Origin of the sequence: Vibrio coralliirubri (genome assembly GCF_024347375.1) — a bacterium.
In the GTDB taxonomy this organism is placed as follows: Bacteria; Pseudomonadota; Gammaproteobacteria; order Enterobacterales; family Vibrionaceae; genus Vibrio; species Vibrio coralliirubri.
The window spans coordinates 1,035,988-1,060,113 of the sequence record NZ_AP025470.1; the positions used below are offsets into that span (position 1 = coordinate 1,035,988).

A 24,126-nucleotide genomic window follows, 5' to 3' on the forward strand; every position below is an offset into this window, starting at 1 on the left:
AATAAAGAAATAGTAAGGACTTCAAATGGATGCTTTGGATCTATTGCTCAACAGACGCTCAATCGCAAAACTCTCTGATCCGGCACCTGAAGGTGTGGCGTTAGAAAACATCATCAAGGCAGGACTGCGTGCGCCAGACCACGGTGCACTAACACCATGGCGCTTTGTTATCGCGCAAGGTTCAGGCCTACAGAAGCTTTCAGACATCTTGGTGCGCGCCGCTGAAGCGGATGAAAGCGAAGAAGCGGTTATCGAGAAAGTAAAAAAAGCGCCGTTCCGAGCTCCAATGGTGATCACCGTAATTGCAAAAGTCACTGAGCACGAGAAAGTGCCTGCTATCGAACAACATCTGTCCGCGGGTTGCGCTGCACAGGCGATGCAAATGGCCGCAGTCGCACAAGGTTTCCAAGGCTTTTGGCGCTCAGGTAAATGGATGTTCCACCCAGAAGTACACCAAGCATTTGGCCTAGAAGGCGACGATGAAATTGTTGGTTTCCTATACCTAGGCACTCCGGGCTGTACGCCAATGAAGGTACCAGAACGCGACTTCTCTAAGTTCGTTGAGTTCTTATAAAGGAAGCTGAAGCTTGAATAGTGGAATGCTAACTGTATAAACAACCAGTTTTTCTTGGTTTCTAAGGGCCACACTAAAGAACGTTTCCCCTGTTGCGATTTGACAGATGTGACTTTAAACAGGTCAGATAGGTGAACAATCCTTACTGTTGCATCTAAAATCAACCTGTAAGCGTTCGTATAGCCCACGCCAACGTTTTTAAGAACTTCCAACACACCAAGGTCAACAAAGTGTTTTACGGCGTGCTACCACATCTTCAATGGTTGCCGCCCTGTGTATACGCAATAAAAGCACCTATAGGTGCTTTTATTGCGTATAATAACCCAACGAAATTATTTTAGGGATTCAGAATGGCCTACATATCACCAGAGCAACGACAAGCCAAAAAGGAAGCGTTTGATACCTTCATTTTCGAAATCTTCACCACAGAAGGTTGGGACGCTATAACGTACGAACGCATTTCTAAACACTTCAAAACAACTAATAGCAGCATTCAACGCTATTACCCACACAGACGCGATTTTGGCAGAGCATTAGAAGGTAAGGTGTTTCCATTAGTAGTTGTTCATCTATCATTTGAGAGCAAGAAAGCATTCATTGATTCATGGGTTACTGCAATGGATGATCAATTCTTTTCAATGGTTGTACGCATGCTGATAGAGAACGCGTTAGTTCCGAGTACCAACGAAAAGACCAAAGGAGGCGCACAACGCTTGGTTGGTGCAATGATGCAGGGAATGACGCAACAAGAAGCTATAGAAGCAATTGAAGTTGCTCTTGGCAAATCTGTTTTTTATCATATGAATCAAAGCTTTACACGTATATCTGAGAATAATCAAAAATAACCCTCGAAAAAAGCTTGCGTAAAAATCCGCAATGCGTAGAATAGCCGCCAACAGAGAGAGAAGCACATGTGTTTCTCTTTTATTTTGAACTCTATGCGTAAGTTTACGCTTAACTTTCAAATGAAAGAGAAGCAATGTTGCGTTTCTCTTTTATTTTGAACTGAATGCGTAAGTATATGCAAAGGTTTTAAGATGTATTCATGTGGTGATGGTTTCCGTGTCCGAATACATCGGAAATGGTTTCACAAGTTATTAGGCGTTAAAGCCATAGTTCGTTGCACTAATTGCAACAAATCAAAATATTATTAATTCATAGGGTATATGAAAATGAAAAAAACTATTCTAGCACTAGCAATTTCAGCGGTTTCTTTTGGCGCAGCAGCAGCAGCACCAAGCGAGGTTGATATTGTTAACACTCAACTTACTGGTTCTGAGTTTACAAATAACCTTCCAGATGGTGTTGCTAAAATCGGTAAAGTTTCTGTTGATGCTGATGGTGTTATTACTTACTCAACGTTCGATGCAGATGGTGTTGAAACTTCAGGTTTAACGTTTGATACACAAAATGGCGACACTATTTACACAGGCGAAAACGTTCTTGACGCTCTTTTGGTAAATCACGATAAAGGTACAAACGTTGATCATCAAGAAATGCGTAATCTAACTGATTCAGAAAAATCAACGTTACGTACAAATGTAGTTAAAAACACAACTGCTAACGGTTTTACTAACCTTGATCTTGCATCAAAGCACGGTATTGAAGATTTATCAGTTGTTACATTTACAGTTAACGCTGACGAAGTTTTAGTTGATACAAATGGTTCTGCGCCAAACGGTGAAGTTCTTCTTTCTAAAGAAGAAATGACACAAGCGGCAAAAAATGCAGTTGTTGAACAAGCGCAAGCACGTTACCCGTCACAACCAGTTGAACCAGTTGAACCAGTTGAACCTATCAACGGTGGTGAAATTCGCGATGCTGACGATTTCAACGAAATCATGGCAAAGTGGGATAAAGACGCTTCAATCACAACACAGCAAACTGGTGATAAGGTTCTAACGTATGTAGATCCAGAATCAGGTGCAACACAACACATTAATCTTTCTGAAATGACAAATGATCAGGTTGAAATTCTGATTGGTCAGATGAAAGATTACGGTAACAATCTTGATTCACACACTAAAGTTCAAGTTCGTGAACATATCCGTACACAAGTTGAAAACCGTGAAACGTTAGCAAATGTACAAAAAGTTGATTTGCTAAACAAAATCGCTGTTCGTCATGCAGAAGATGGTACAGCAGCACCTAAATTTGAAATCATTGCGGGTGAAGATGGTGCAATGGCTGATACACGTTTACAAGTAACTGACAAAAACGGCAACGTTCACACGCTAACACAAGAACAGTTAGATACTGCTTTGGTTGAAGCAAAGCAATTAATCAAAGAAGAAGTTGCGAAGCGTACAGACGCAGGTACACCACCAGTTGAATCACCAGTTGTTGACCCGGCAAAAGCTAAAGAAGCAATTCAAAAGTTAGTTGATTCAGGTGCAAACCTTGTTGACGCAGGTAAGGTTGCTCAAGCTCAAGCTCAAGCTCAAGGACAAGCACAAGCAGCACAACAACAAGCACAGATTGATGAAATCTATGCACAAGGTCAAACGAATGCTAACGATATTCAAACGCTATTTGGTGAAGTTGACCGCCTTGATACACGTATCGACCAAACACAAGCGCTTAATGCTGCTACAGTGAACGCTCGTCCAATGGTTGTAGATGGTCAAACGGCATTCGGCGCGGGTGTTGGTTACGCTGGCTCTGAGGCTGCACTAGCAATCGGTGTTGCACACAGCTTTGAAGAATCTGCATGGTCTGTATCAGGCACTGTTGCAGCAACTTCAGATGATGTTGTACTAGGCGCAGGTACGCAGTACACGTTCTAATGAATACCCTATAAACTAATGTTTTACCCCGTCTTCGGGCGGGGGTTTTTAAAGGGCACTGGTTCAATTTATCTAGCGGTGAACTGAATAATCACCAGTGCAATTTAAGAACTTTCAAGCAGTGGGTTCGCCTAACAAATTTGTACTATTAGTTTGGTACAACGACGCTAGAAGGGAGGTGCGTACATCACATCAAAGCCTCGTACGTCTGCAAACCATCAATGTACGTCCATACCTAAATACCTTCAGTTTTAACCAGTGAAGTAGTGTGTAGCTTGTTCTGGTTCTTGTCGCCTGAATCGATCTGATGAGTACATCAAGAGCACCGTACCACGCTTGTAACGGTCGTTAAGTACATCATCATAGATTCCCTTCAATCCCGCACCATCAGCCATGTGTTCACCCGTGTACGCTGATAGCCTTGCATCGAAGTATTCGTTAACAATATGTCCGTTGTGCTCATCGATTACCTTCTGAGCGGGAGACAAATGGATTTGCTTAACTAGCTTTCCATCGTTCAACTGTGTCTTAGTCGAAACACGTCCGTAGGTTATAAAGTCTGTCATATGGGTATCATTCCCGTTAGATAATCAATAAAATCAGGGTCTAAGTAATTAAATTCACCTGCATTATCTTTACAGCCTGCCATGTTGATCTCTGGCGGGGTAGAAATTAGATAATGTGGCCCTAATTGTTTGTAGCATCTGGAAAAACATGTCTCGCCTTATTATTGCTGAAAAACCAAGCCTCGGCCGCGCGATCGCCGCTGCACTACCGAATCCACAGAAGAAAGACCAAGGGTTTATCAAATGTGGTAATGGAGATGTGGTGACTTGGTGTATTGGACACTTATTGGAACAGGTTGAGCCGGATGCTTATGATGACCGTTATAAGAAGTGGAACTTAGCCGATCTTCCTATCGTACCAGAGCAATGGCAACTAAGACCGCGTAAGACGTCAAGCAAACAGCTCACGGTGATCCGAAAGCTATTGAAGGACGCGACCCAAATTGTCCATGCGGGAGACCCGGATAGAGAAGGGCAGCTGTTGGTTGATGAAGTGATTGATTATTGCAAGGTGTCTAAGTCTAAGAAAGAGTCGATGGACAGGCTATTGATCAGCGACTTGAACTTACCTGCTGTGAAGCGGGCGCTCTCTCAAATGCGCAGCAACCGCGACTTTATTCCACTGTCTATTTCTGCATTAGCGCGATCTAGAGCCGATTGGTTGTATGGCATGAACATGACTCGTGCTTATACCTTGTTAGGTCAAAAGGCGGGCTACCAAGGCGTGTTGTCGGTCGGACGAGTGCAAACGCCAGTGCTTGGTTTGGTTGTAAGACGTGATGAAGAAATCGAGAATTTCATTCCTAAAGATTACTTCACTCTACACGCTTTGATCCCTTATCAAAACAACGGCCAGAGCTTTGATATTCGAGCGCGTTGGAAACCAAGCGAAGCATGTAAACCATGGCAAGATGAAGAAGGTCGCGTGCTCAATCGAAAGCTGGTTGAGAACGTGGCTAACCGAATTGCGAATCAACCCGCGACGGTGACGGAATCAGAGCAAAAGCAAAGTAAACAAGCTGCGCCACTGCCTTACTCGCTGTCAGCTTTGCAGATTGATGCGTCTAAGCGTTTTGGTATGAGTGCTCAGCAGGTGTTAGATACGTGTCAGTCTTTGTACGAGAAACACAAGCTCATCACTTACCCACGCTCTGATAGCCGCTATCTACCTAAAGAGCACTACTCGCAGCGAGAATCGATCGTTGATGCTATCGCTAACAATGCCAAAGAGCTGCAAAGTGGCGCTCAAGGTGCGGACCTTTCTCTTAAATCCAAAGCATGGAACGACAGCAAAGTCGATGCTCACCACGCAATAATCCCAACACCGAAGAAATCATCGGTGAATGGCCTGTCTGCCAACGAGATGAAGATCTATCAGCAAATCGCTCGTCAGTATCTAATGCAATTCTACCCACCGGCGGTTTTTGCCGATGCAAAGTTAGTCTTTGATATCGCTGGTGGTGTGTTCATTGCAAAAGGGCGCCAGCTTATCAACCCGGGCTGGAAAGTGTTGATGGGCAAAACGGACACTGAAGAAAAAGGGGATGGCACGGATACGGTTCCCCCATTGGATAAAGGTACGGTTTTGACGTGTCGTGAAGGCGTGATTGGTGATAAGAAAACGGAGCCACCAAAACACTTTACGGAAGCGACGTTGCTTCAAGCGATGACAGGTATCGCGCGTTTTGTTGCGAACAAAGACCTTAAAGCTATTTTGAAAGAGACCGATGGCCTTGGCACAGAAGCGACCCGTGCAGGCATTCTAGATACCCTTTTCAAAAGACAACTGCTAACGCGCCAAGGTAAGAGCATTCACAGTAGCCCAGCGGGCAGAGGCTTGATTCATGCCTTACCTGAGGATTCTACCTTCCCAGACATGACGGCACACTGGGAGCACCAATTGCAAGGTATGGCTGAACGAAATCAAGCGTATCAACCTTTCATGCAAGCGTTAGAAAGCAAGATTGATGGTTTGATGGGCAAGGTAAAAACCGGCGAAGTTCCTGAGTCTCTGCGCCATCTTCCTAAAGTCGAGAGACCTGCGTTCAAACGCCGTAAAAGCGGTGGTGCGAAGAAGTCTTATGCCAAGACAGGTACGTATGCTAAGAAAGGAACTTCCGCTAAAAAGAGCACCAAAAGCTAAGACTTATTGAGGTTAGGATTAACGACCAACTTTACGGTCACAGCGCTTAAACAGCTGCTGCCAATAGTCGACATGGCGACGAGTTGATGCTCGAAAAGCTTGATGTGCATCTTGAATGGGAAAGTAATAACTGTGCAGTTCAGGTTGCGCGTCAAACATTCCTAGTTGCGGGGCTAACTGCTGATAGTAGCCATCCAGTTGCGCCATGTAAGGCTGAACCTTACCTATGTATTGTTGCTCGAATACATTGTTGAGATAACGAAACTTGGTCGTGTCTCGTTGTTTACCACAGATGATATTGTCATCAAAAGTTGTCAGCTGTTTGGTGATGGTATCAAGTTCGGCCGAAGCTCGCGTGAGCGAGTAGTATAAATCCCCGAGCGTAGAGCTCTTCTCTAAGATTTCTTGAACCTCAGTGGTTCTGCCGGAAACGAGCGGAATGTTTAACGCTTGATTGATGTGTTGTAAGGCATCACTGGTTTGTCGTACCTGATCGCCGATATCAGCGCTCAACCACTGACTACCCCGCATTTGTGACTGCATCGCATCACTGGCATAGATGAGATTCCATTGATGTAGTGGAAACTGTGCGAGTTTCTGTTGCTCAATTTCTCTTAGTAATTCTACGATCTCTGGGTCTAATTCATTACTGGATAAACATTTACCCACACCTTCAAGTAGCGCGGCTTGATAATCGTAATTACGAAACTCATCCGCGACCTTGCCCAGAACCGAATTTCTTTCTGCTATCAGATTGAACAGTCCACATTGACGAAGCTGGTAGCTGTCGATGAGGCCGATAGAGAGTGAGGGCACGTCAAGCAGCAGTTCTCGTTTTCTCGGTAGGCTTTCAAATTCCCATTCCTCTTTTATCTCGTCAGCATCTTGTACTCTGGCTATCTTGGTTTGATAGTCGTCGAACAAGTCGCCGGGACCATCACTGAAACAGCCAGCTAGCATCACTGTCAGACAAAACAGCGTTGAGTGCTTAACTAGGTTTGAGAGATGCCCTGCATTCATCTGTGGATTACCAGTCTATTTCGCTGCCATCGAAATTGAAGAAGTGACCACTTACTTCGATATTCGCTGAGTCGATGACTTTAATAAGGCCAGAAGCTGAGGTGTCGGTGTCGATCAGAGCATTAGGGCCGCCCATTTCGGTCTGTACCCAACCTGGATGCAGTGCTAACACCGTAAAGCCATCGGTTAAGTCGTTGCTTAAGCTCTTCACCACGGAGTTTAGAGCGGCTTTAGAGGAACGATAGATATAACCGCCGCCTGAGGTGTTCTCTGACATACTGCCGACTCTAGAGGATAAACAAGCGACCTTTTTGATATCGCTGCCTTCTAATAAAGGCAATAGCGTTTCGACAAGCTTCAGTGGAGCGATGGTGTTGACTTCGAATACACGACGCCACTCTTCAACATCGGTATTACCCAGCCTGTAGCCTTTCGGGCCATAGTAGCCAGCGTTGTTGATCAAGATATCAATCGACTCTATTTGCGAAGGGAGTTGGCTTACTGCTTGGTAATCGGTTATCTCTAATTGAATACAGGTAAGGTTGGTGTTGTGGTCTGCGAGTGAGAGCAGTTCTTTTGCTGAATGGGTATCACGATAAGTCGCGTACACCTTGTGATTACCTTCCAAGTATTGTTGAGTCAGGCTTAAGCCAATGCCGCGATTCGCTCCAGTAATAAAAATAACGCTCATGGTGATTCCTTTTCAGTTCAATTAGTTAAGTTTGATGGCTTAACACGAGAAAATCAACGCTCCACCAACTGGCCATTAGCATTCCTACAAAAATCATTACTGCTGCCGCTGAGTCGCAGATCACCCCAAAGATGAGTATTACGTTTTTCATTGTTGTCTCTTTAATTAATAATAACGATAATCATTATCATTAATTAGGGTTGTCGCCAAGTTTGAGGCTGTTATGATTTTGAGAAAGATACGCAATTAGTCTGATTATGATTCCTTTAATTTACCACCCAATCTATTCGCAGTTACCTTTACCCGAAGGTCATCGCTACCCAATCAACAAATATCAGTTGTTGCATAGTGCTGTTGAGGCGCTGATGGATAGTGAACCTCGATGGAAGAGCAAGTTTGAAGTGTGTCAACCAACGCCTGTTTCGGTAGAGCAAGTAAAACAAGTACACGATAGCGAATATGTCGATTTGCTCGTGTCTGGTAATTTGCCTGCAGCAAAGATGAGACGTATCGGTTTCCCGTGGAGCGAGCAACTTATCGAAAGAACACTCTACTCAAGTGGTGGAACCTGCTTGGCCGCTGAAATGGCAATAGAGAGTGGTTTAGCGATTCATTTGAGTGGTGGTTATCATCATGCGCATCATGATTTTGGCAGTGGCTTTTGTTTGTTGAACGATTTGGTTTTAGCGGCAAAACACGCGCTGACCTTTGAACATATCGATAAAGTGCTGATCGTTGATAGCGACGTTCATCATGGTGATGGCACAGCAACTCTTTGCCAAGAGAACGACGACATCATTACTCTGTCGTTCCACTGCGATAAAAACTTCCCTGCACGAAAGCCGCTATCCGATTTAGATGTGCCGTTAAGTCGTGAAACAGAAGATGAAGAGTTCTTACGTTGTTTTGAACAAGTCACTAAGTTAGCGATTGCTCACCATCAACCTGATCTGATTATTTATGATGCGGGGATCGATATCCATCAAGACGATGAACTGGGTTATTTGAATGTCTCGACACAAGGGATATTTGAGCGCGACTGTTTCATGATTGAATTAGCGAAATCAGAGTCTATTCCGATGGCCTGCGTAGTCGGTGGCGGATATCGAACTCAACATCAAGATTTGGTGCCGATTCACATGCAGCTGTTAAAAGCGGCTTATCATGTTCACGGTTAGCTTCCTAAATTAGCGACAGAAAGCTCATCAGAAATGATGTATTAAATAAGGCCTCTTGCACCATAAAAGACACGCTTGCACCAGTATGATTCATATAAAGTACTTTTTTATTAATTAGTTACGTATTTGTGTGATTAATTGTGGTCTGTAAATTGCTTTACCCATGTGTCTATAAAAACACAAGGGATAAAAATGAACCTGACGGACAAGGAACGTAGTTGGCTTAATTGGTTTGGCGCAACAGGAAAACTGGCTATGCGCAGAGCTTGTTTCCTCAATCGAAGTAGGACGGAAGAGCTTGAACAAGCTTTTGAAAGTATTGCTCACACGCGAGTTCAACTTCTGCATAACTGGGTCAAGAATCAATGGGATTTTTTAGAAGACTCTGCTGTTTATTTGGCAAGTCGAACGGAAGAGCAAGCTCAAGGGACGTTAGTTAGCCTTCTTAAACGCAGTACGGATTTTTCTGAGTTGGCGATCGTCGATGCTAAGGGGATAGCACAAGCATCGAGTTATCATGAGCATGTAGGGGTTAATCTTGGAGACAAGAAGGCTTTAGTTGAAGGGGCTTCAAAGCGTTATCTTCATGGGCCGTATATGGATCCACGCACGTTGAACGTAGGGTCGTCGAGTTCATCGTTTCATGATCAAGTAACGCTGATGTTTTATGTCCCCTTTTCTCGGGATGAAGGGGCGCAACAATTCCTATGTGGTCGTGTACCTAATGATGTTATTGGTGACATTATTCAGAGAGAAGCGGGGCATATTTATAGCGAGTCGGGTGATAACTATATCTTTATGGTCGACTCCATTCATGATCCTCATACTCAGCCGGGGGTTGCGCTCTCTCGTTCTCGCTTTGAAGATAATACATTTTCACACGGCGAGAACTTAAAGCAAGGGATTCATACTGATTGGGGAACGGTTAAGATCCAGCAGCATACCGAATTTGAGATTCGCTTTACAGACCCAGCCACTAATCAGCTTCACCCAGGCGTAAGAGAAACCATTAAAAATGGCAGTAACCTGTTTATAGATTATCCCGGGTATTCCGACTATCGCCACATACCCGTTATTGGCAAAGGTATCACCTTTCAATTGGATGGTTCACCAGATACTTTTGGCATGATGTGTGAGTCCGATTTAGAAGAGGTCTACAGAGACCGAAGCCTAAGTTATACCTTATCTAAGCACTTTATCAGCTGCATGCTACTGCCTCTATTTGTTCCATTACTGTTTGCCAACCTTTATACACTCACACCTTTTATGCAGAGTGGCATTATGTTCGCTTGCGCGTTGCTTTCATTGGGCTTATTCCGTTTAGTTAGCGCCAAACCACTAGCGAAGAAGATTCACGAAATGACCGGAGTAATGCAGACCTTAGCCGAAGGTGATGGCAACTTAAGTCGGAGGCTGGATCCCACCACATTCAGTCATAATGAACTTGGCAACCTAGGGCGTTGGACTAACAGTTTTATCGACAATTTAGATAACACGGTGAGTGAGTTGATCCATGCGAGTCACGAAGTTAGAGAGGTTTCTGAATCGATGTTTCGTCGTAGTGTCGTGATGAAGCAAACCAGTGATGATGCATCACAAGCGTTAAGCAATATGCTTCAGTTGAGTCAGTATCAACAGAGTGAAATTACTCATGCGAGTGTCTCAGCAACGCAAATGGACACGGTGATGAAACAAGCCGTTCTGAGTGCGGAGAAGGAATACAATCAGTCCGTCGAAGGCATGGAGATTGTTCGCAATATCGTAGAAAGCTCGGCGCATAGCGTGAATGAGGTGAATAATGAAATGACTAAGGTGTCTGACATTATAGATATCATTACTGACATTACCGCGCAGACTAACCTTTTGGCCTTGAATGCGGCCATTGAGTCGGCAAGAGCAGGTGAACACGGCAGAGGGTTCTCTGTCGTCGCTTCTGAAGTAAGAACTCTGGCTGACCGAACTTCACAAGCTGCTAACCATATTAGTGACCTAATGAAAGAGTTGCATAGTAAGTCTCGCAGTGCTGTTGAGTCCATGGAGCGAGGTGTGGAGAATGTGAGTAAAGGAAACTTAACAGTCGACTCAAATGCTCGCAGTGAGCAAATTCAAGCAGCGGTGAGCGATCTCTTTACCACGATGTCTAACCTAGATGAGAATAGTCAGAAAAATGGGCAAACGGCAGATAAAGCCCAACGTTCAATATCTGACTTACAACTGTCGACTAAGCAACTCGCACGTCGAGTTTCTTTGATGGGCAATGCATTGAGCCGCTTAGACCAATTGATTGGACGCTTTGAAGTTAGCCGAAAAGTGGCATAGTGGAAACTACGTAAGTTCTTTATGCAAATGCCAGATACAAAAAAGCCGCTGATTTCTCAGCGGCTTTCTTTAATGTGGTGGAGGGATAGGGATTTGAACCCTAGAACCGCTATTAACGGTTGCCGGTTTTCAAGACCGGTGCTTTCGACCACTCAGCCATCCCTCCAATGGCGCGTATAATATAAGGGTGGCTTTCGCTTGTAAATACCCTTATTAACTGACTGCTTTTTTTATGAACGCTTTTGGGTGTTTTTGTTCTGAATGATTATTTATTGTTCGGTTTATTAAGAGGCAGACAAAATCTAATATTCAACAAGCCAAGTATCCCCAACTTTTGTTATACGTGAAGTGTTTCAGTGCCATTAAAAAAGAAAGTATCTAATTGGTTTGCAGGCAAAGTTATGAGGGGAGTGGCTTAGGCATAGGAGCTTTCAGCTAGGGGCTTTTAAGTAAGAGCTTTTAGCTTAGAACTCTGAGCTCGGAATTTAAAACTAGGCATAAAGTGAATAGGCTTAAAATGAGGGTGGGTAGAGTCTTGTTAGATGAGCTTTATATTATAGATAAGCTTCAGATGCAAAAAAGCCGCTGATTTCTCAGCGGCTTTCTTTAATGTGGTGGAGGGATAGGGATTTGAACCCTAGAACCGCTATTAACGGTTGCCGGTTTTCAAGACCGGTGCTTTCGACCACTCAGCCATCCCTCCAATGGCGTGAATAATATAAGGGGTGGAGGATCTTGTAAACCCTTAATTTTCATAATTTTGTTTTGTTGCTTGTTTTCTAATCATTCACGGCAATAAAAAAGGGAAGCCATTGGCTTCCCTTTTCTGTTTGGTGATTATTTAGTCATTTTTTGTGTAGAAACGCTGTAGCTCTGTCAGGCCTTGCATCAACACGGGTAAGCGAGGGCTTACGTTTTTCAGGCGCTTGTAATTCTGGTCGTACAATTTGTAGTTACCAAATTTATCTAACACCGTTGTTTGCTGATCAGTAACAAGCGCAAGCTCACGTGAGTCGCCTGCGAGGATCCACTTTCTGTTACGCTCATTAAACAGGCTGCGACCACTACTGAAATCTGTTGGGTTCGAAGATACACCCAATAGCTCTTGCATCAGTGTTACTGATACGTCTAGATGACTAGAACGGTGGGTGTATTCAGAAGCAGACTTACCAGGCCAGCTAATAAACAGTGGCACCTGTAACTGATAACGACTGTAGTTGGAGTTTGCACCCCAGCTGTTGGTTTTGGTTTCGTTAAACTCAGTACCGTGGTTAGAGGTAATGATAACTACCGTGTTGTCGGCGAGCTCTAAGCGTTCCAGTTCAGTGTAGATAGTTGCTAGCTGAGCATCGGCCGCTGTCGCAGACTTTTGATAGTCTGCTGCAAAACGCTCTGCTGTCGTAAGCGTAGAGTCCGACTCTGAACTTGAATCGTAACTGGCGAAGTTATCCAGTGTGGTCAATTCAATAAAGTTAAACCAAGGGCGTTTAGCTTGCGGTGATTGAATCCAGTCAGACCAAGCTTTTATTGCACTCTGGTCATCATAAGTTGCTTGCTCTGGCATCACATCACGGCCTCGGAAGATAATATCCGAGTAAAGTGCATCGCTAAAGTTGTCGCCACTGAAAGCAGCGAACTTGTAATCGTGATTATCTAAAACATCGAGCAATACTGCGCTGGACCCTTGAGCTTCGATGCTGCTTGCGTAGCTGCTCGGTAGGCCGTAGAACAAGCCGAAAATACCAAACATATCGTTACTTGAACTGTAGTGGTTGGTGAAGTTGATCGACTGTTGTGCGTAGGCATAGCTGTTTGGCATCGCTGCCGCATTAAGTGCGTCAGAGCGAAGGTTGTTCACACTCACCATCAGGATATTAAGATCATCACTGCGGCGGTTGTATTGAATTTTTTCTAGCGGGTAGCTAACTAGGTTTACGGTCTCTTTATTCGCTTCTAAACGCTCAAGGTACTCTTCACGGTCTAATAGGCCATGTTTTTCCATAAAGCTTTTCGCTGTCATTGGGTAAGACAGTGGGAAGTTCGCTTTCTGGCTAGTAATTGGGTTATAGAAATACGCATCAGCCCACATGTAGGTCAAGTGGCTGCTGATGAAACACAAGAAGAAGACGGCAGTAATCGGACGGCCAATGTGTTTATGAGACAGTTTACGCTGCTTACGCCAAACCCACTCAGACAGACCAAGCTGTAGTAAGAAGATAAATGGCATAACAATGAAGAGGTGCTGCAAATCAGACGTGAATGCAGATTCCTCTCCACTGAATAAAACCTCCCACACGACAGGCGTCAGGTGGAGGTTTATATTTTGATACGTTTGGGTATCAATCAACAGGACAGTTAAACCTATGGTCGCGAAGATAACGGCAACCAAACGTAATAACTTCCTCGACGGAAGAACAAAAGTGAGCGGGAACAGCACTAATAGATAGAGCGCGAACACTAAAAAGCCAAAATGACCAACCCACGATGCAGCCAAATAGAATTGGCCTAGCAAGGTTTCTGGCCAAGCAGATTGAGTAATATAACGAGTACCAATCAACATCGCAGCAATGATGTTGAAAAATGCAAACCAGTGACCCCAACCAACCAGTCGAGATACACGATCGCTATATGAGTTTGCGCTGTCTACCATTTATAATTCTTTTATCCGTCAATCAAATTTAGTGAGACTTTTTATCTTCAAGAGAAGAAATTAAAGCTTCGGCAAATTTTTCAGCAATTCCTTTGCGTTGTGAAGCAGCAACATTCTGATTTAAGACATTGGTTGCGATATTTCCAGCGATCATCAGTGAAAGTTCTGGCGAAGCTTTGTGCTTAGTTAGTACAGCACCTACTTCAGCTAGGATTTTTTCAACTTGATCATCTGTGTATTTAGATATAATCGGCATAAGGACTCTAATAATGATAGTAAAAGCGGCTTATGATAACCTACTATGCACGACAACTGAAACCTGAACGGTAATATTTTCACTATGAGCCTTCACCTTTCCAACGTAATTTTACACCAGCTGAGCAAGAACGATCAGGATGAGCTGATTGTTAACTATCGTGCTGAATCTCTAGAAAACGATGCTTCATCTGAAAGCCTAGTTGCTGAACTTCACCGTGTTTTTAATTCAAAAGCAGGCAAAGGGTTTGGTTCTTTCAAATCTGACAGCGAGTTCCAGCAGTGGTTGCATCAACTTCGTGCTGGTGAGACAAACTTTTACGATTTTTCTCAAAAGAGTGCGCAACGTCTAAAAGACGAACTATCAAAGTACCCATTCGCTGACGAAGGTATCTTGGTAATGGCTGAATATCAGTCACTTGCAACAGATTACCTTTTCATTGGTTTATTGCCTTCAAACCAAAGCCTAAAGGTAACTGAAGGGCTTGATATTAGTGCGACTGACTACCTTGATATCTCAAAAATGGATATCGCGGCTCGCCTAGACCTTTCAACTTATGAGACTGATAAAGAGTCAAACCGTTACTTAACTTATATTAAAGGACGTGTTGGCCGTAAAGTCGCGGATTTCTTCTTAGATTTCTTACAAGCTGAAGTTGGTTTGGATGCGAAACAGCAGAACCAAGTACTGATGCAAGCGGTAGAAGACTTCGTTTCTGACTCCAAATTAGAGAAAGAAGAAGCGATCAGCTACAAAAAGCAGGTTGCGGATTACTGTAACGAGCAGCTTAAAGCGGGCGATGAAGTGCAAGTTCGTGAACTTTCTGGTGAGTTGCCAGCAAGCACAGATGGCACAAGCTTCTTTGACTATACTAGTGAGCAAGGCTACGAGTTAGAAGACAGCTTCCCAGCCGATCGCGCAACTATGCGTAAACTAACAAAATTTGTTGGTGCTGGTGGCGGTTTGAATGTTAGTTTTGATAGTCTGCTTCTAGGCGAACGTATCTTTTACGATCCGGAGACAGACACGCTAACGATTAAAGGCACTCCACCGAACTTACGTGACCAACTGACTCGCAATAAGTCATAGTCCGAAGTTAACGGATATAAAGCGGCAGCAGGACGTTGTCGCTTATTTTGTGCTTAATCTTTTAGCTACGGTCATGGCTTCAAGTTAACACGCACAAGGAATATAGATGGAACAATCAGTAGCAAAGCCCAAACGCTTTAAAAAACCAGCCACCTTTTTGGTTGTGCTCTTGGCTCTGTGGTTACTTCCTTCATTAGCTCTTCTTAATCTAAGCCGTTCCTACACCAATTCTCTTGCTCAAATCGAAGAGCTCGGTATTCGAGTCAACGAATTGAGGCAATCGCTTTATTTCTCAGAACCGCTTCGAGTCTCTCGTATCAATGATCTGGCACTCGATGCTCAATTGGTTTATTCGATCCGACTGCAGATTGAATCTGATTTCCAACACGCCTTGTTTCGACCCGATGTGAACCAACTGTTGTACGTAGCTGATCAGTTCCTAGAAAAGTTCGATGAGTTCATTCCAATAGAAAGCCAAGTTCAAGACATCGTTGATAACATTAAGATCTTGCGTGCTGATAAAGAGCTTTCCCCTAAGCTCAAACCACTCCTCAACGAATTCGGTGTTGTGGTATTTGAAGCCATGTATTCTGACAATCAAAGTTCGTCAGCGACTTATCGCGCCTTTGATTCCATTTTGGACAAATCTTATTCTCTAGAAACCGAAGAGCAAGATGCACTCCAGCAGTTACTGGCTGATGCGTCAGCATTGTTGAGTGATTATGCTCAACTTAACTATTTGGTTGATAAAATTAAGAAAAACTCTGTGAATGAGCAGATCATAAAACTCGAAGCTGAGTTCCATGATCGTCAATTCAACCTATTGTTGGTGATGCTAGGCTTAAGCTTGGTGGCGATGAGCGGGATAGTGTTTTGGGGCGTTAGGTCCACAAAAACGATGAAAGAAGCAGACCAAGAATTCAGCTCTGAACTAGAAACTAATTCAAGTAAGGAAGACGCTTCTTATAGCGATGTTGTTTCCTCAGCAGTGAAACAAGCAGATAGCGACGCTTATGTATCCGAGAACAGGTCAACGAGACAGTCTTCCGACCTTCAACCTATGAAGAGTGTTAACGTTACAAGCCAACCAATTGTGCAGCAAGACTCTATTCAGCGAGCCCCTGAACAGGCGCCAGTAGTAGAGAAACACATTGCCAGTGTCACAGATTCAAAGCCTGCGATTGATATTGAAGACATGTTAGAAACGCTCGATGGTGATGCTGAATCTGTTGAACTCTTACTTGGTGTGTTTGTACAAGACCACGCAGGAGACTACGAGAAGTTTAAGTCTTTGCTGACCAAAGATGAAACCTCCGCGGCTCGCATTGTACATAGCTTAAAAGGCGTGGCTGGCAGTATTAAAGCGTCTCGGTTAGCCATCATTGCCGCAAGTATTGAAATGACAATGAAGCAGTCCAGAGCGATCAGTGAACATGATTTGGCTGAACTAGAGCAGGCTATAAAAGCCTCTGTGGATTCTGCTCATGAATATTTAGACAGTCAGCGTTAACTTTTACAGGATTTTTGACAATACTCTGACCAAGCGCTCATACAATCCGCGCCCTTAGTCTTTGTCAGAGGTTTATATGTTACGAGTTTCGAGTCGAAGTTGGATGGTGTTGGTGCTTAGCATTGTGCTAAGTGGTTGTTCTCTCTTAGAAGTTAAGTTAGATAGTCAAACGACGCCTCTCACTCAACAAGAGTTAAATGCTCGGATCATGACGCGTGAATACGCCAAGATGTTCTTTACTCGAGTAGAAGACTCGGCCGATCTTATCGCGCAATCTTACCCTGCTGATGACACCTTACATCAGTCTTATGTGTTGCTTTGGAAGATCCATGCAGAGCAGGGCTTACAACAAGCGGCTTACCAAACTTCCCCAATGTCTGCGTTAATTGACTCGTGGGTTTTCACTGCTCAAATGAATCAGTTTTATAGTCAAGGTGACGGCGCGGATCTGTTCGCGACGGATGATGCGGTAGAGACAGCTCGTTTTCTTGACCAAGAAGCTGAGAAGCTGGCAAAGGGTGTATTGAGCTCGAGTGATTTCAAAAGCAGCAAAGCGTTCGTTGCGCAGTTTGCTGCTAGTCACCCATTTAAAGACCTCACATTCAGAAGCACACCTGCTTACCGTGAATGGCTAAGTTACCTTGGTAAAGACGAATCGCAAATCGTTCAGAGCTTAGGCACCATGCCAGAAGCAATGAGTGACGCATCTGATCGTTTAAGCCTTATGGCTGACCAGACACCGAAACTAATGTCGTGGAAGGCGGAGCTGGTTGCATTGAATAGCTCACTAACGGGTGAAGACCTATCGATGACGCTGGAAAGTCTTCGTCAAACATCAGCAAGCATGCAAGACTTCATTGAGAACAACCCGGAATACATGCAAACACTGGCTTCTATTATGTCGACAGAAATGCAGCCACTGTTAAATGACCTTAGCGATAAAACCGATCAAAAATTAGCGATGCTGAGTGATGAACGTGTGGCGTTAGAAAAAATGGTGACACGTGAGAGAGAAGCTCTAGTAGAGATGATTGCGAAAGAGCGCATCGAGATTGCAGGTATTGTGACTTCAGAAAGAGAGTTGTTCACACAAGACCTTGATCGTGTCTCTCAAGAGGTGGTGGTACTGGCAATTGATAAACTGATGGAGTTAATCAAAGGTGTGATTATCTACTTCATCCTGTTTATCTTAGTAGTGTTCTTTGCACCGTTAGGAATCGGTTACTGGTTGGGTAAACGAACCGCCAAGAAATAGATAAATAAGTAAATCAGCAGATCAAAAAAAGAGCGCTCTAGGGCGCTCTTTTTGCATTTATCCATTAACGTTTTGAGTTACGTTCGAAAGCGTTAGCTCCTGAACTTAAGCCTGTTGCTTGCTTAACTCTGTCGCTTCTTCAGCTTCAAACGCTGGTGCTGTTGGTTCACACTTATCAACGAACCAACCCATGTAAGACGTCACGATAGTCACGATGATACAGATGAAGCTTAACCACATGAAGGGTGCGTAAGACAGCGTCGCAACACCAAGAATACTCGCCATGTAGATGCCGTTGTCACTCCACGGAACCATACCCGACGTTAGCGTGCCACCAAACTCAGCATTACGAGATAGGTTCTTACGCTTGTAGCCTAAACGGTCGTAGTTTTTCGCACAGATTTTTGGCGTAAGGATTAACGATACGTACATTGCAGAACCGAACACGTTACCCATGAAGGCCGTACCAATTGTACTCGTCGCTAGTGAGCCTGCGCTATTTACGCGGCGCTCAAACACCTTAGCGATTGTCTCTAGTACGCCCACTTTATCCAGTAAGCCACCGAAACCTAGACCAAATACGATAACCGCAACTGAACCTAGCATTGAAGACATGCCACCACGGTTTAGAATCGAATCAATAAACTCGACGCCAGATGAGATTGAGAACGGTGCCCAAGCAGTGTTGAATGCTGTTAGGAAGTCGATATCTTGGATCATGACTGCCCAGATAATACCCAGCAGAGAACCAAAGCTGATGACCGGGAATGAAGGCATACGGAAAGCCAACAGACCAAGCACGATAAGTACCGGAACGAATGAGTAAGGCGTGATGTAGAACTGAACTTCCATCGCTTTGATGACAGAGTCTACTTGGCTCATGTCAACGTTGCCCGCGTAGTGGAAACCAAACGCCGTGAACATGATGCCTGTAATCACGTAGCTGATTAACGCAACTGGAAGCATGCCCTTGATGTGTTCAACCACTTCAACACCAGACATTGAAGAAGCCAAAATCACTGAATCAGAAAGTGGAGACATCTTGTCACCAAAGTAACAGCCTGACAGCACGGCACCTGCAGTAATCGGTGCTGGAACACCTAGACCTTGGCCGATACCCATCATTGCGATACCTGCTGTACCCGCAGCACCCCAAGAAGTACCGGTCGCCAATGCAGTTAGAGAACAGATGATCATGGTAGCTAAAAGGAAGATAGAAGGGTGGATAGCTTTCAGACCATAGTAAATGATAGTAGGTACGATCCCGCCTGAGATCCAAGTACCAACAAGAGCGCCAACGGCTAAAAGTATTAAAACCGCGCCTAAGCCATTGGATATTCCTTTGAGTGCTGCTTTTTCTAAGTCTTTGTATTGGTGTCCAAGACGAATACCAAGAACCATGATAATGAACCAGCCAATATACAAGGCAAGTTGAATTGGAAGGTCAAGCTTTGCAGTAAAGGAAAAAGCAAGGGATAGAAATAGTCCTAACGCGATGAATACCTGCAATAGGTTCGGTAGGCGAGTTTTACTCTGCTTCATAAAAGCCTCTTGTGATTTCGAGCATTTATAGTGCTTCGTTATAGTGTGTGGTGCAAAACGGACACTACAGTAATTAGTTTATTATATCGAAAAAATACGTCCAAGTTGTGATATTTGACTGTTAACTCAATCAATTGTGGTTTCATAATCTAAAATTTTGTTAAATTCATGATTATTACATGTTGAAATCTGTCGCACATTGTTTTCGTTTTGTAAAATAAAATTCTGATTAACCTTGGTTTAAAAGAGGGATTTACTGTTTGTGATGAGCGTCGATTGAATCGATTTTGGCGATGTAAATGTTTGAATTTGACGATAATGGACGCTTAATCAATGAGGTGGAGATGGAATGTCGATACAGAGATAACTGCACGATTCATTACGTTCACTTAAAAGAAACGAAAAAGTTACACTTTTTGACAAAAAGCACTTGAGTTCTGTTTCTGAAAAACTTATAGATGGGGGAGAGCAATTTTTAATTTATACATGGAGAGTGAGCGATGAGAGTAGGTCTAGTTGGTTGGCGCGGTATGGTTGGTTCTGTACTGATGCAACGTATGGTTGAAGAGAAAGACTTCGACTTGATTGAGCCTGTTTATTACAGCACATCTCAGATTGGTATTCCTGCCCCTGTTTTAGGTGGTAAAGATGCGGGTCTACTTCAAGACGCTTTTGATATTGATAGCCTAAAACAGCTTGATGCTGTGATTACCTGTCAAGGCGGCGATTACACATCAAAAGTATACCCAGCACTGCGTCAAGCAGGTTGGAAAGGTTACTGGATTGATGCAGCTTCGACTCTGCGTATGGATGCTGATTCAATCATCACTCTTGATCCTGTTAACTTGGCTCAAATTCAGCAAGGCATTCACAGCGGCACCAACACGTTCGTTGGCGGTAACTGTACTGTGAGCTTAATGCTTATGGCTCTAGGTGGCCTATACGAGAAAGGCATGGTTGAGTGGATGAGTGCCATGACTTATCAAGCGGCTTCGGGTGCGGGTGCTAAGAACATGCGTGAGCTGATCTCACAAATGGGTGTGATCAACGACAGCGTAAGCTCTGAGTTAGCGAACCCTTCAAGCTCAATTCTTGATATCGATAAGAAAGTGGCTGATACGATTCGTTCATCTTCATTCCCAACAGACCAATTTGGTGCTCCGCTTGCGGGCTCACTGATTCCTTGGATCGATGTGAAGCGTGAAAACGGTCAGAGCAAAGAAGAGTGGAAAGCCGGTGTTGAAGCAAACAAGATCCTTGGTCTAGATGGTCAACCAATCCCTATCGATGGTACTTGTGTACGAATCGGTGCAATGCGTTGTCACGCTCAAGCGCTAACGATTAAGCTTAAGCAAGACGTGCCAATGGACGAGATCGAAGAGATCATCGCAACGCACAATGATTGGGTTAAAGTGATTCCTAATGACCGTGACATCACGGCACAGGAGCTAACACCAGCGAAAGTAACAGGCACAATGTCTGTACCAGTCGGTCGTCTGCGTAAGATGTCGATGGGTAACGATTTCCTAAACGCCTTCACTGTTGGTGACCAACTGCTTTGGGGTGCTGCAGAACCACTACGTCGTACTCTGCGCATTATCCTTGCTGAGAAAGCGTAACTGCCTCATTTTTGAGAATAATTAACGAAGAAGCGCCTTAGGGCGCTTTTTTTGTTTCTGATGACAGAAGCCTGACTTTAAAACCTTACCTTTCGTGCGTCTTAAAGTTGGAGCTAGAAAATGAAAGCAAACCTTAAAGGTTTTACTCTTATCGAGTTGATTGTTGTTATCGTCATTATTGGTGTTTTAGCCGTTGTCGCAGCACCTAGGTTTTTAAACATACAACATGATGCTAGGACTTCGGTTATGGAAGGGCTAGGAGCATCGGTCCATACTGCGGCTGATTTGGCATTTGAAAAAGCCGCAGTAGAAGGTATGGAAGACCAAGAATCATATTTGATTCCTGAGTACGGGCGAGTGAAGTTTGGTTACCCCGCGGTTGAAAAAGGGGGAATGGAGAACTTTTTAGCGATTGATTCAGGGTTTCATGACCTGACGACTGAATGGACATGGGCAGCGCATAATAATGGCCCAGTGAGCGACCCAGACCTATGGCTGATTACCCGATCGGAATATTTGTCAGACGTTCTTCCTAATGACTTCAACAGCGCTATCGAGAAGACCCAATGCTATGTGAAATACACGGCCGCAATGGAAGCAAGTGATGACTACCAAGTGGAAGTTTTCACAGACGGCTGTTAGTTGCTTTAGTTAGATAGTTAAGAAAACAAAAAGAGCTCTTAGGAGCTCTTTTTTTGGTTTTTATTCGGTCTCGTCGGTGACGACACGCTTGTCTGGATCTGCTAATTCGCTAGCACAGTGCTTGCAATAGATGGCGTCCGAATCATGACCCGCTCGGTTGCAGTTAGGGCACTTAACCAACTCTTTGTGTGAGTTCATCTCATTACTGAGTTCTGCAGTAATGATCCCGGTTGGCACTGCTAAGATAGAGTAACCCAATAGCATGGTCAGTGATGCTATGGCTTTACCAAGCGCGGTCTGCGGCACCATGTCACCATAACCGACCGTAGTGATAGTCACGATGGCCCAATAGATACTGTGAGGAATACTGGTGAAGCCATTGTCAGGACCTTCAATAACAAAGATCAGTGCGCCAAAGATAACCACCAAGATGCCGACGGTGCTAAAGAAGATCAGTATCTTTCGTCGTGCCATTAATAGTGAGCGCAACAGAATATTGGAATCTTGCAGATAGCGAACTAGCTTTAGGATTCGGAAGATACGCATCACACGCAGCAGTCTCACCACACCCATAAATGAAGCGCCTGGGAAGATGATCGCTAGGTAAGTCGGAAGAATCGCCAATAGGTCAACAACACCATAAAAGCTGGTGGCGTAAGATTTTGGTTTTGGAGAGCAATAGAGTCTTAACAAATACTCAAGAGTGAAGAGCGCAGTGAAGGTGTATTCGATATAACGCAGCTGTTGTGACCATTCGGTCATCACATTAGGGATGGATTCTAAGATCAGAACCAACAGCGAAGCCAAGATTGCAACGATCAGAGATATATCAAATGCACGTCCGGCTGGCGTGTGAGTACCAAAGATAATGACGTACAAATGATGCTTGAGTGGCTTGCGTGACATAAGGAGAGGTTCGTCTTCTGTTAAATGCATTAACAGTCATTATACAAGCTTCATAATAACGAGGCGAGTGAAAGCCCAATTGCTTTACTCGCCTCATCTATATTTCAATATTGTTGCCCTTTATAGAGCAACCAAAATGTCGTTAAACGTTATGCCAAACCTGGGAACAGATTGCGTAGGCCATTGGCGATGAACTCGATGCCCAATGCGCCAAGAATCAGGCCCATGATACGAGTGATCACGTTGATACCCGTTTGACCTAAAAAGCGAACGATAACCGGCGCTGAACGGAACAAAAGCCAAGAGCACGTTGCGAATGCGATGATACTAATACCGATGCCGACCGTATCAATAGCAGCAGGGTAGCGAGACCCGTAAACAATCGTCGAACTGATTGCACCTGGGCCTGCCATTAGCGGCATAGCAAGTGGAACAACGCCAATTTGCTCTTTGCTGATGTATTCAGATTTCTCTTGTTTGTTCTGCTTATCTTCACCGAGTTTACCGCTCATCATAGAGAACGCGATGCTCAGTAATAACAAACCACCTGCCACACGAAATGAGTCTAGTGAAATGCTGAACATATCAAGCAGCATTTGCCCCGCAACAAGCGACACAATCAAGATCACGGCAACAGCAATGTTTGCTTGTAAGGCTGTCCTGTTCCTCTCTTCTGGCGGCATATGAGCAGTAAGAGAAACAAAAACAGGCATGATGCCGATAGGGTTTACGGCAGCAACAAGCCCAAGGAAGAATTGCATAAAGATTGCGAGTTCTAAGCCTTGCATGAGAGCGATCTCCAGTTAGCGTACTTTAAGGTTGAAGGGTTGATCTGTGAATAGTCTAGGCGCGTAATGTAAGGGACAAACTAGATTTTCACGAATGAAAAAAACTAACTTGAAATGGGTGATTCTTTTTAGAAAAACTAATTGAATCTCACTTTTGTTTTAAGCCTGTTGCAAGCTAGTTGGTAGTGTTTCATTTTGTAATTTATTATTGAGTAACTGTTAACCGACGCACGAAATTAATAAAAATTATGTCAGAATCTAGCCCGTGCAACGGTATGGATATACTCTCAGTAGCACGAATATAGCTGTATACATGTAATTTAACGGACTAAAAATGAAACTTTTTTACAGTTTATTACGCTATGTAGAAAAAAGTTGTCTGTTTGCTTGTTTTTTGCGCGAACGAAAAGTGTGAGTTTAATCTATATAAATCATACTCTTAAGTTCATTTTTGCGATTGCCTTACTACTTTCTGGTTAATTCTTTTTGGGTAACTGATCTGGGTCAATTTTTTTCACACTGTGAAATAATATACTCAGCCCTGAAAGCAATTTACTAAGAACGCTGATGTTTAAGGTTAAAGGCAAGCAGC

19 protein-coding genes and 2 tRNA genes are annotated in these 24,126 nt (G+C 43.9%); 11 read left to right on the forward strand and 10 right to left on the reverse strand.

What is annotated here, in order from left to right; translation table 11 throughout:
- Positions 1-25: 25 nt before the first annotated feature.
- The 3 genes from OCV20_RS04975 to OCV20_RS04985 all read left to right on the forward strand — a co-directional run bounded on the left by OCV20_RS04975 (position 26) and on the right by OCV20_RS04985 (position 3,360).
- The gene (locus OCV20_RS04975; RefSeq protein ID WP_017070328.1) at positions 26-574 is read left to right on the forward strand and encodes an NAD(P)H nitroreductase; all 549 of its coding nucleotides are present in this window, start codon (positions 26-28) and stop codon (positions 572-574) included.
- A gap of 350 nt (positions 575-924) precedes the next feature.
- Positions 925-1,419 (forward strand): hypothetical protein, encoded by a 495-nt coding sequence (locus OCV20_RS04980; RefSeq protein ID WP_086774115.1) that lies wholly within the window; start codon positions 925-927, stop codon positions 1,417-1,419.
- Positions 1,420-1,746: 327 nt separating this feature from the next.
- Positions 1,747-3,360: a YadA C-terminal domain-containing protein gene (locus tag OCV20_RS04985; RefSeq protein WP_238382729.1), complete on the forward strand. Its 1,614-nt coding sequence runs from the start codon at positions 1,747-1,749 to the stop codon at positions 3,358-3,360.
- A 251-nt stretch (positions 3,361-3,611) separates the two neighbouring features.
- On the opposite strand, the gene OCV20_RS04990 is transcribed toward OCV20_RS04985, so the two are convergent.
- A complete protein-coding gene (locus tag OCV20_RS04990) occupies positions 3,612-3,926 on the reverse strand; it encodes a recombinase family protein (protein WP_086774116.1) in 315 nt (104 codons plus the stop codon).
- 148 nt (positions 3,927-4,074) lie between these two features.
- Between OCV20_RS04990 and OCV20_RS04995 the strand changes: the two genes are divergently transcribed.
- Entirely contained in the window at positions 4,075-6,069 is a 1,995-nt protein-coding gene (locus OCV20_RS04995) for a DNA topoisomerase III (RefSeq protein WP_086774117.1), read from the forward strand.
- Between the two features lie 18 nt (positions 6,070-6,087).
- Here OCV20_RS04995 and OCV20_RS05000 read toward each other — a convergent pair whose 3' ends face one another.
- Positions 6,088-7,089: a DUF3080 domain-containing protein gene (locus OCV20_RS05000; RefSeq protein WP_086774118.1), complete on the reverse strand. Its 1,002-nt coding sequence runs from the start codon at positions 7,087-7,089 to the stop codon at positions 6,088-6,090.
- 7 nt (positions 7,090-7,096) lie between these two features.
- Positions 7,097-7,780, reverse strand: a complete 684-nt coding sequence (locus tag OCV20_RS05005) for an SDR family oxidoreductase (RefSeq protein WP_086774119.1) — start codon at positions 7,778-7,780, stop codon at positions 7,097-7,099.
- Between the two features lie 257 nt (positions 7,781-8,037).
- Between OCV20_RS05005 and OCV20_RS05010 the strand changes: the two genes are divergently transcribed.
- Both OCV20_RS05010 and OCV20_RS05015 read left to right on the forward strand, forming a co-directional pair.
- On the forward strand, positions 8,038-8,958 hold the full coding sequence (locus OCV20_RS05010; protein WP_086774120.1) for a histone deacetylase family protein: 921 nt from the start codon (positions 8,038-8,040) through the stop codon (positions 8,956-8,958).
- Between the two features lie 192 nt (positions 8,959-9,150).
- A complete protein-coding gene (locus tag OCV20_RS05015; protein ID WP_086774121.1) occupies positions 9,151-11,277 on the forward strand; it encodes a methyl-accepting chemotaxis protein in 2,127 nt (708 codons plus the stop codon).
- A gap of 75 nt (positions 11,278-11,352) precedes the next feature.
- On the opposite strand, the gene OCV20_RS05020 is transcribed toward OCV20_RS05015, so the two are convergent.
- From OCV20_RS05020 to OCV20_RS05035, 4 genes are all read right to left on the reverse strand, one after another.
- Positions 11,353-11,443: transfer RNA gene (locus tag OCV20_RS05020), tRNA-Ser, on the reverse strand.
- A gap of 446 nt (positions 11,444-11,889) precedes the next feature.
- Positions 11,890-11,980 (reverse strand) — tRNA-Ser (locus tag OCV20_RS05025).
- A gap of 138 nt (positions 11,981-12,118) precedes the next feature.
- Positions 12,119-13,927 (reverse strand): DUF3413 domain-containing protein, encoded by a 1,809-nt coding sequence (locus tag OCV20_RS05030; protein WP_086774122.1) that lies wholly within the window; start codon positions 13,925-13,927, stop codon positions 12,119-12,121.
- A gap of 28 nt (positions 13,928-13,955) precedes the next feature.
- A complete protein-coding gene (locus tag OCV20_RS05035) occupies positions 13,956-14,183 on the reverse strand; it encodes a YejL family protein (protein ID WP_004734063.1) in 228 nt (75 codons plus the stop codon).
- An 84-nt stretch (positions 14,184-14,267) separates the two neighbouring features.
- Here OCV20_RS05035 and yejK point away from each other — a divergent pair, with 84 nt between their 5' ends.
- The 3 genes from yejK (at position 14,268) to OCV20_RS05050 (ending at position 18,037) form a co-directional block, all read left to right on the forward strand.
- Positions 14,268-15,272: a nucleoid-associated protein YejK gene (yejK, locus tag OCV20_RS05040; protein WP_017061190.1), complete on the forward strand. Its 1,005-nt coding sequence runs from the start codon at positions 14,268-14,270 to the stop codon at positions 15,270-15,272.
- 106 nt (positions 15,273-15,378) lie between these two features.
- Complete coding sequence (locus tag OCV20_RS05045) at positions 15,379-16,782, forward strand: Hpt domain-containing protein (protein WP_086774123.1); 1,404 nt, start codon at positions 15,379-15,381, stop codon at positions 16,780-16,782.
- Positions 16,783-16,858: 76 nt separating this feature from the next.
- Entirely contained in the window at positions 16,859-18,037 is a 1,179-nt protein-coding gene (locus OCV20_RS05050) for a chemotaxis protein (protein WP_086774124.1), read from the forward strand.
- Between the two features lie 105 nt (positions 18,038-18,142).
- Here the strand turns inward: OCV20_RS05050 and nhaC are convergent, their stop codons facing one another.
- Positions 18,143-19,579: a Na+/H+ antiporter NhaC gene (gene nhaC, locus OCV20_RS05055; protein WP_017063453.1), complete on the reverse strand. Its 1,437-nt coding sequence runs from the start codon at positions 19,577-19,579 to the stop codon at positions 18,143-18,145.
- Between the two features lie 500 nt (positions 19,580-20,079).
- Between nhaC and asd the strand changes: the two genes are divergently transcribed.
- Entirely contained in the window at positions 20,080-21,198 is a 1,119-nt protein-coding gene (gene asd, locus OCV20_RS05060) for an aspartate-semialdehyde dehydrogenase (protein ID WP_017629874.1), read from the forward strand.
- Positions 21,199-21,318: 120 nt separating this feature from the next.
- A complete protein-coding gene (locus OCV20_RS05065) occupies positions 21,319-21,840 on the forward strand; it encodes a prepilin-type N-terminal cleavage/methylation domain-containing protein (protein WP_086774125.1) in 522 nt (173 codons plus the stop codon).
- A gap of 60 nt (positions 21,841-21,900) precedes the next feature.
- Here the strand turns inward: OCV20_RS05065 and OCV20_RS05070 are convergent, their stop codons facing one another.
- The gene (locus tag OCV20_RS05070) at positions 21,901-22,746 is read right to left on the reverse strand and encodes an ion transporter (RefSeq protein WP_050620964.1); all 846 of its coding nucleotides are present in this window, start codon (positions 22,744-22,746) and stop codon (positions 21,901-21,903) included.
- A gap of 149 nt (positions 22,747-22,895) precedes the next feature.
- A complete protein-coding gene (locus OCV20_RS05075) occupies positions 22,896-23,534 on the reverse strand; it encodes a YchE family NAAT transporter (protein ID WP_004734056.1) in 639 nt (212 codons plus the stop codon).
- Between the last annotated feature and the right edge of the window lie 592 nt (positions 23,535-24,126).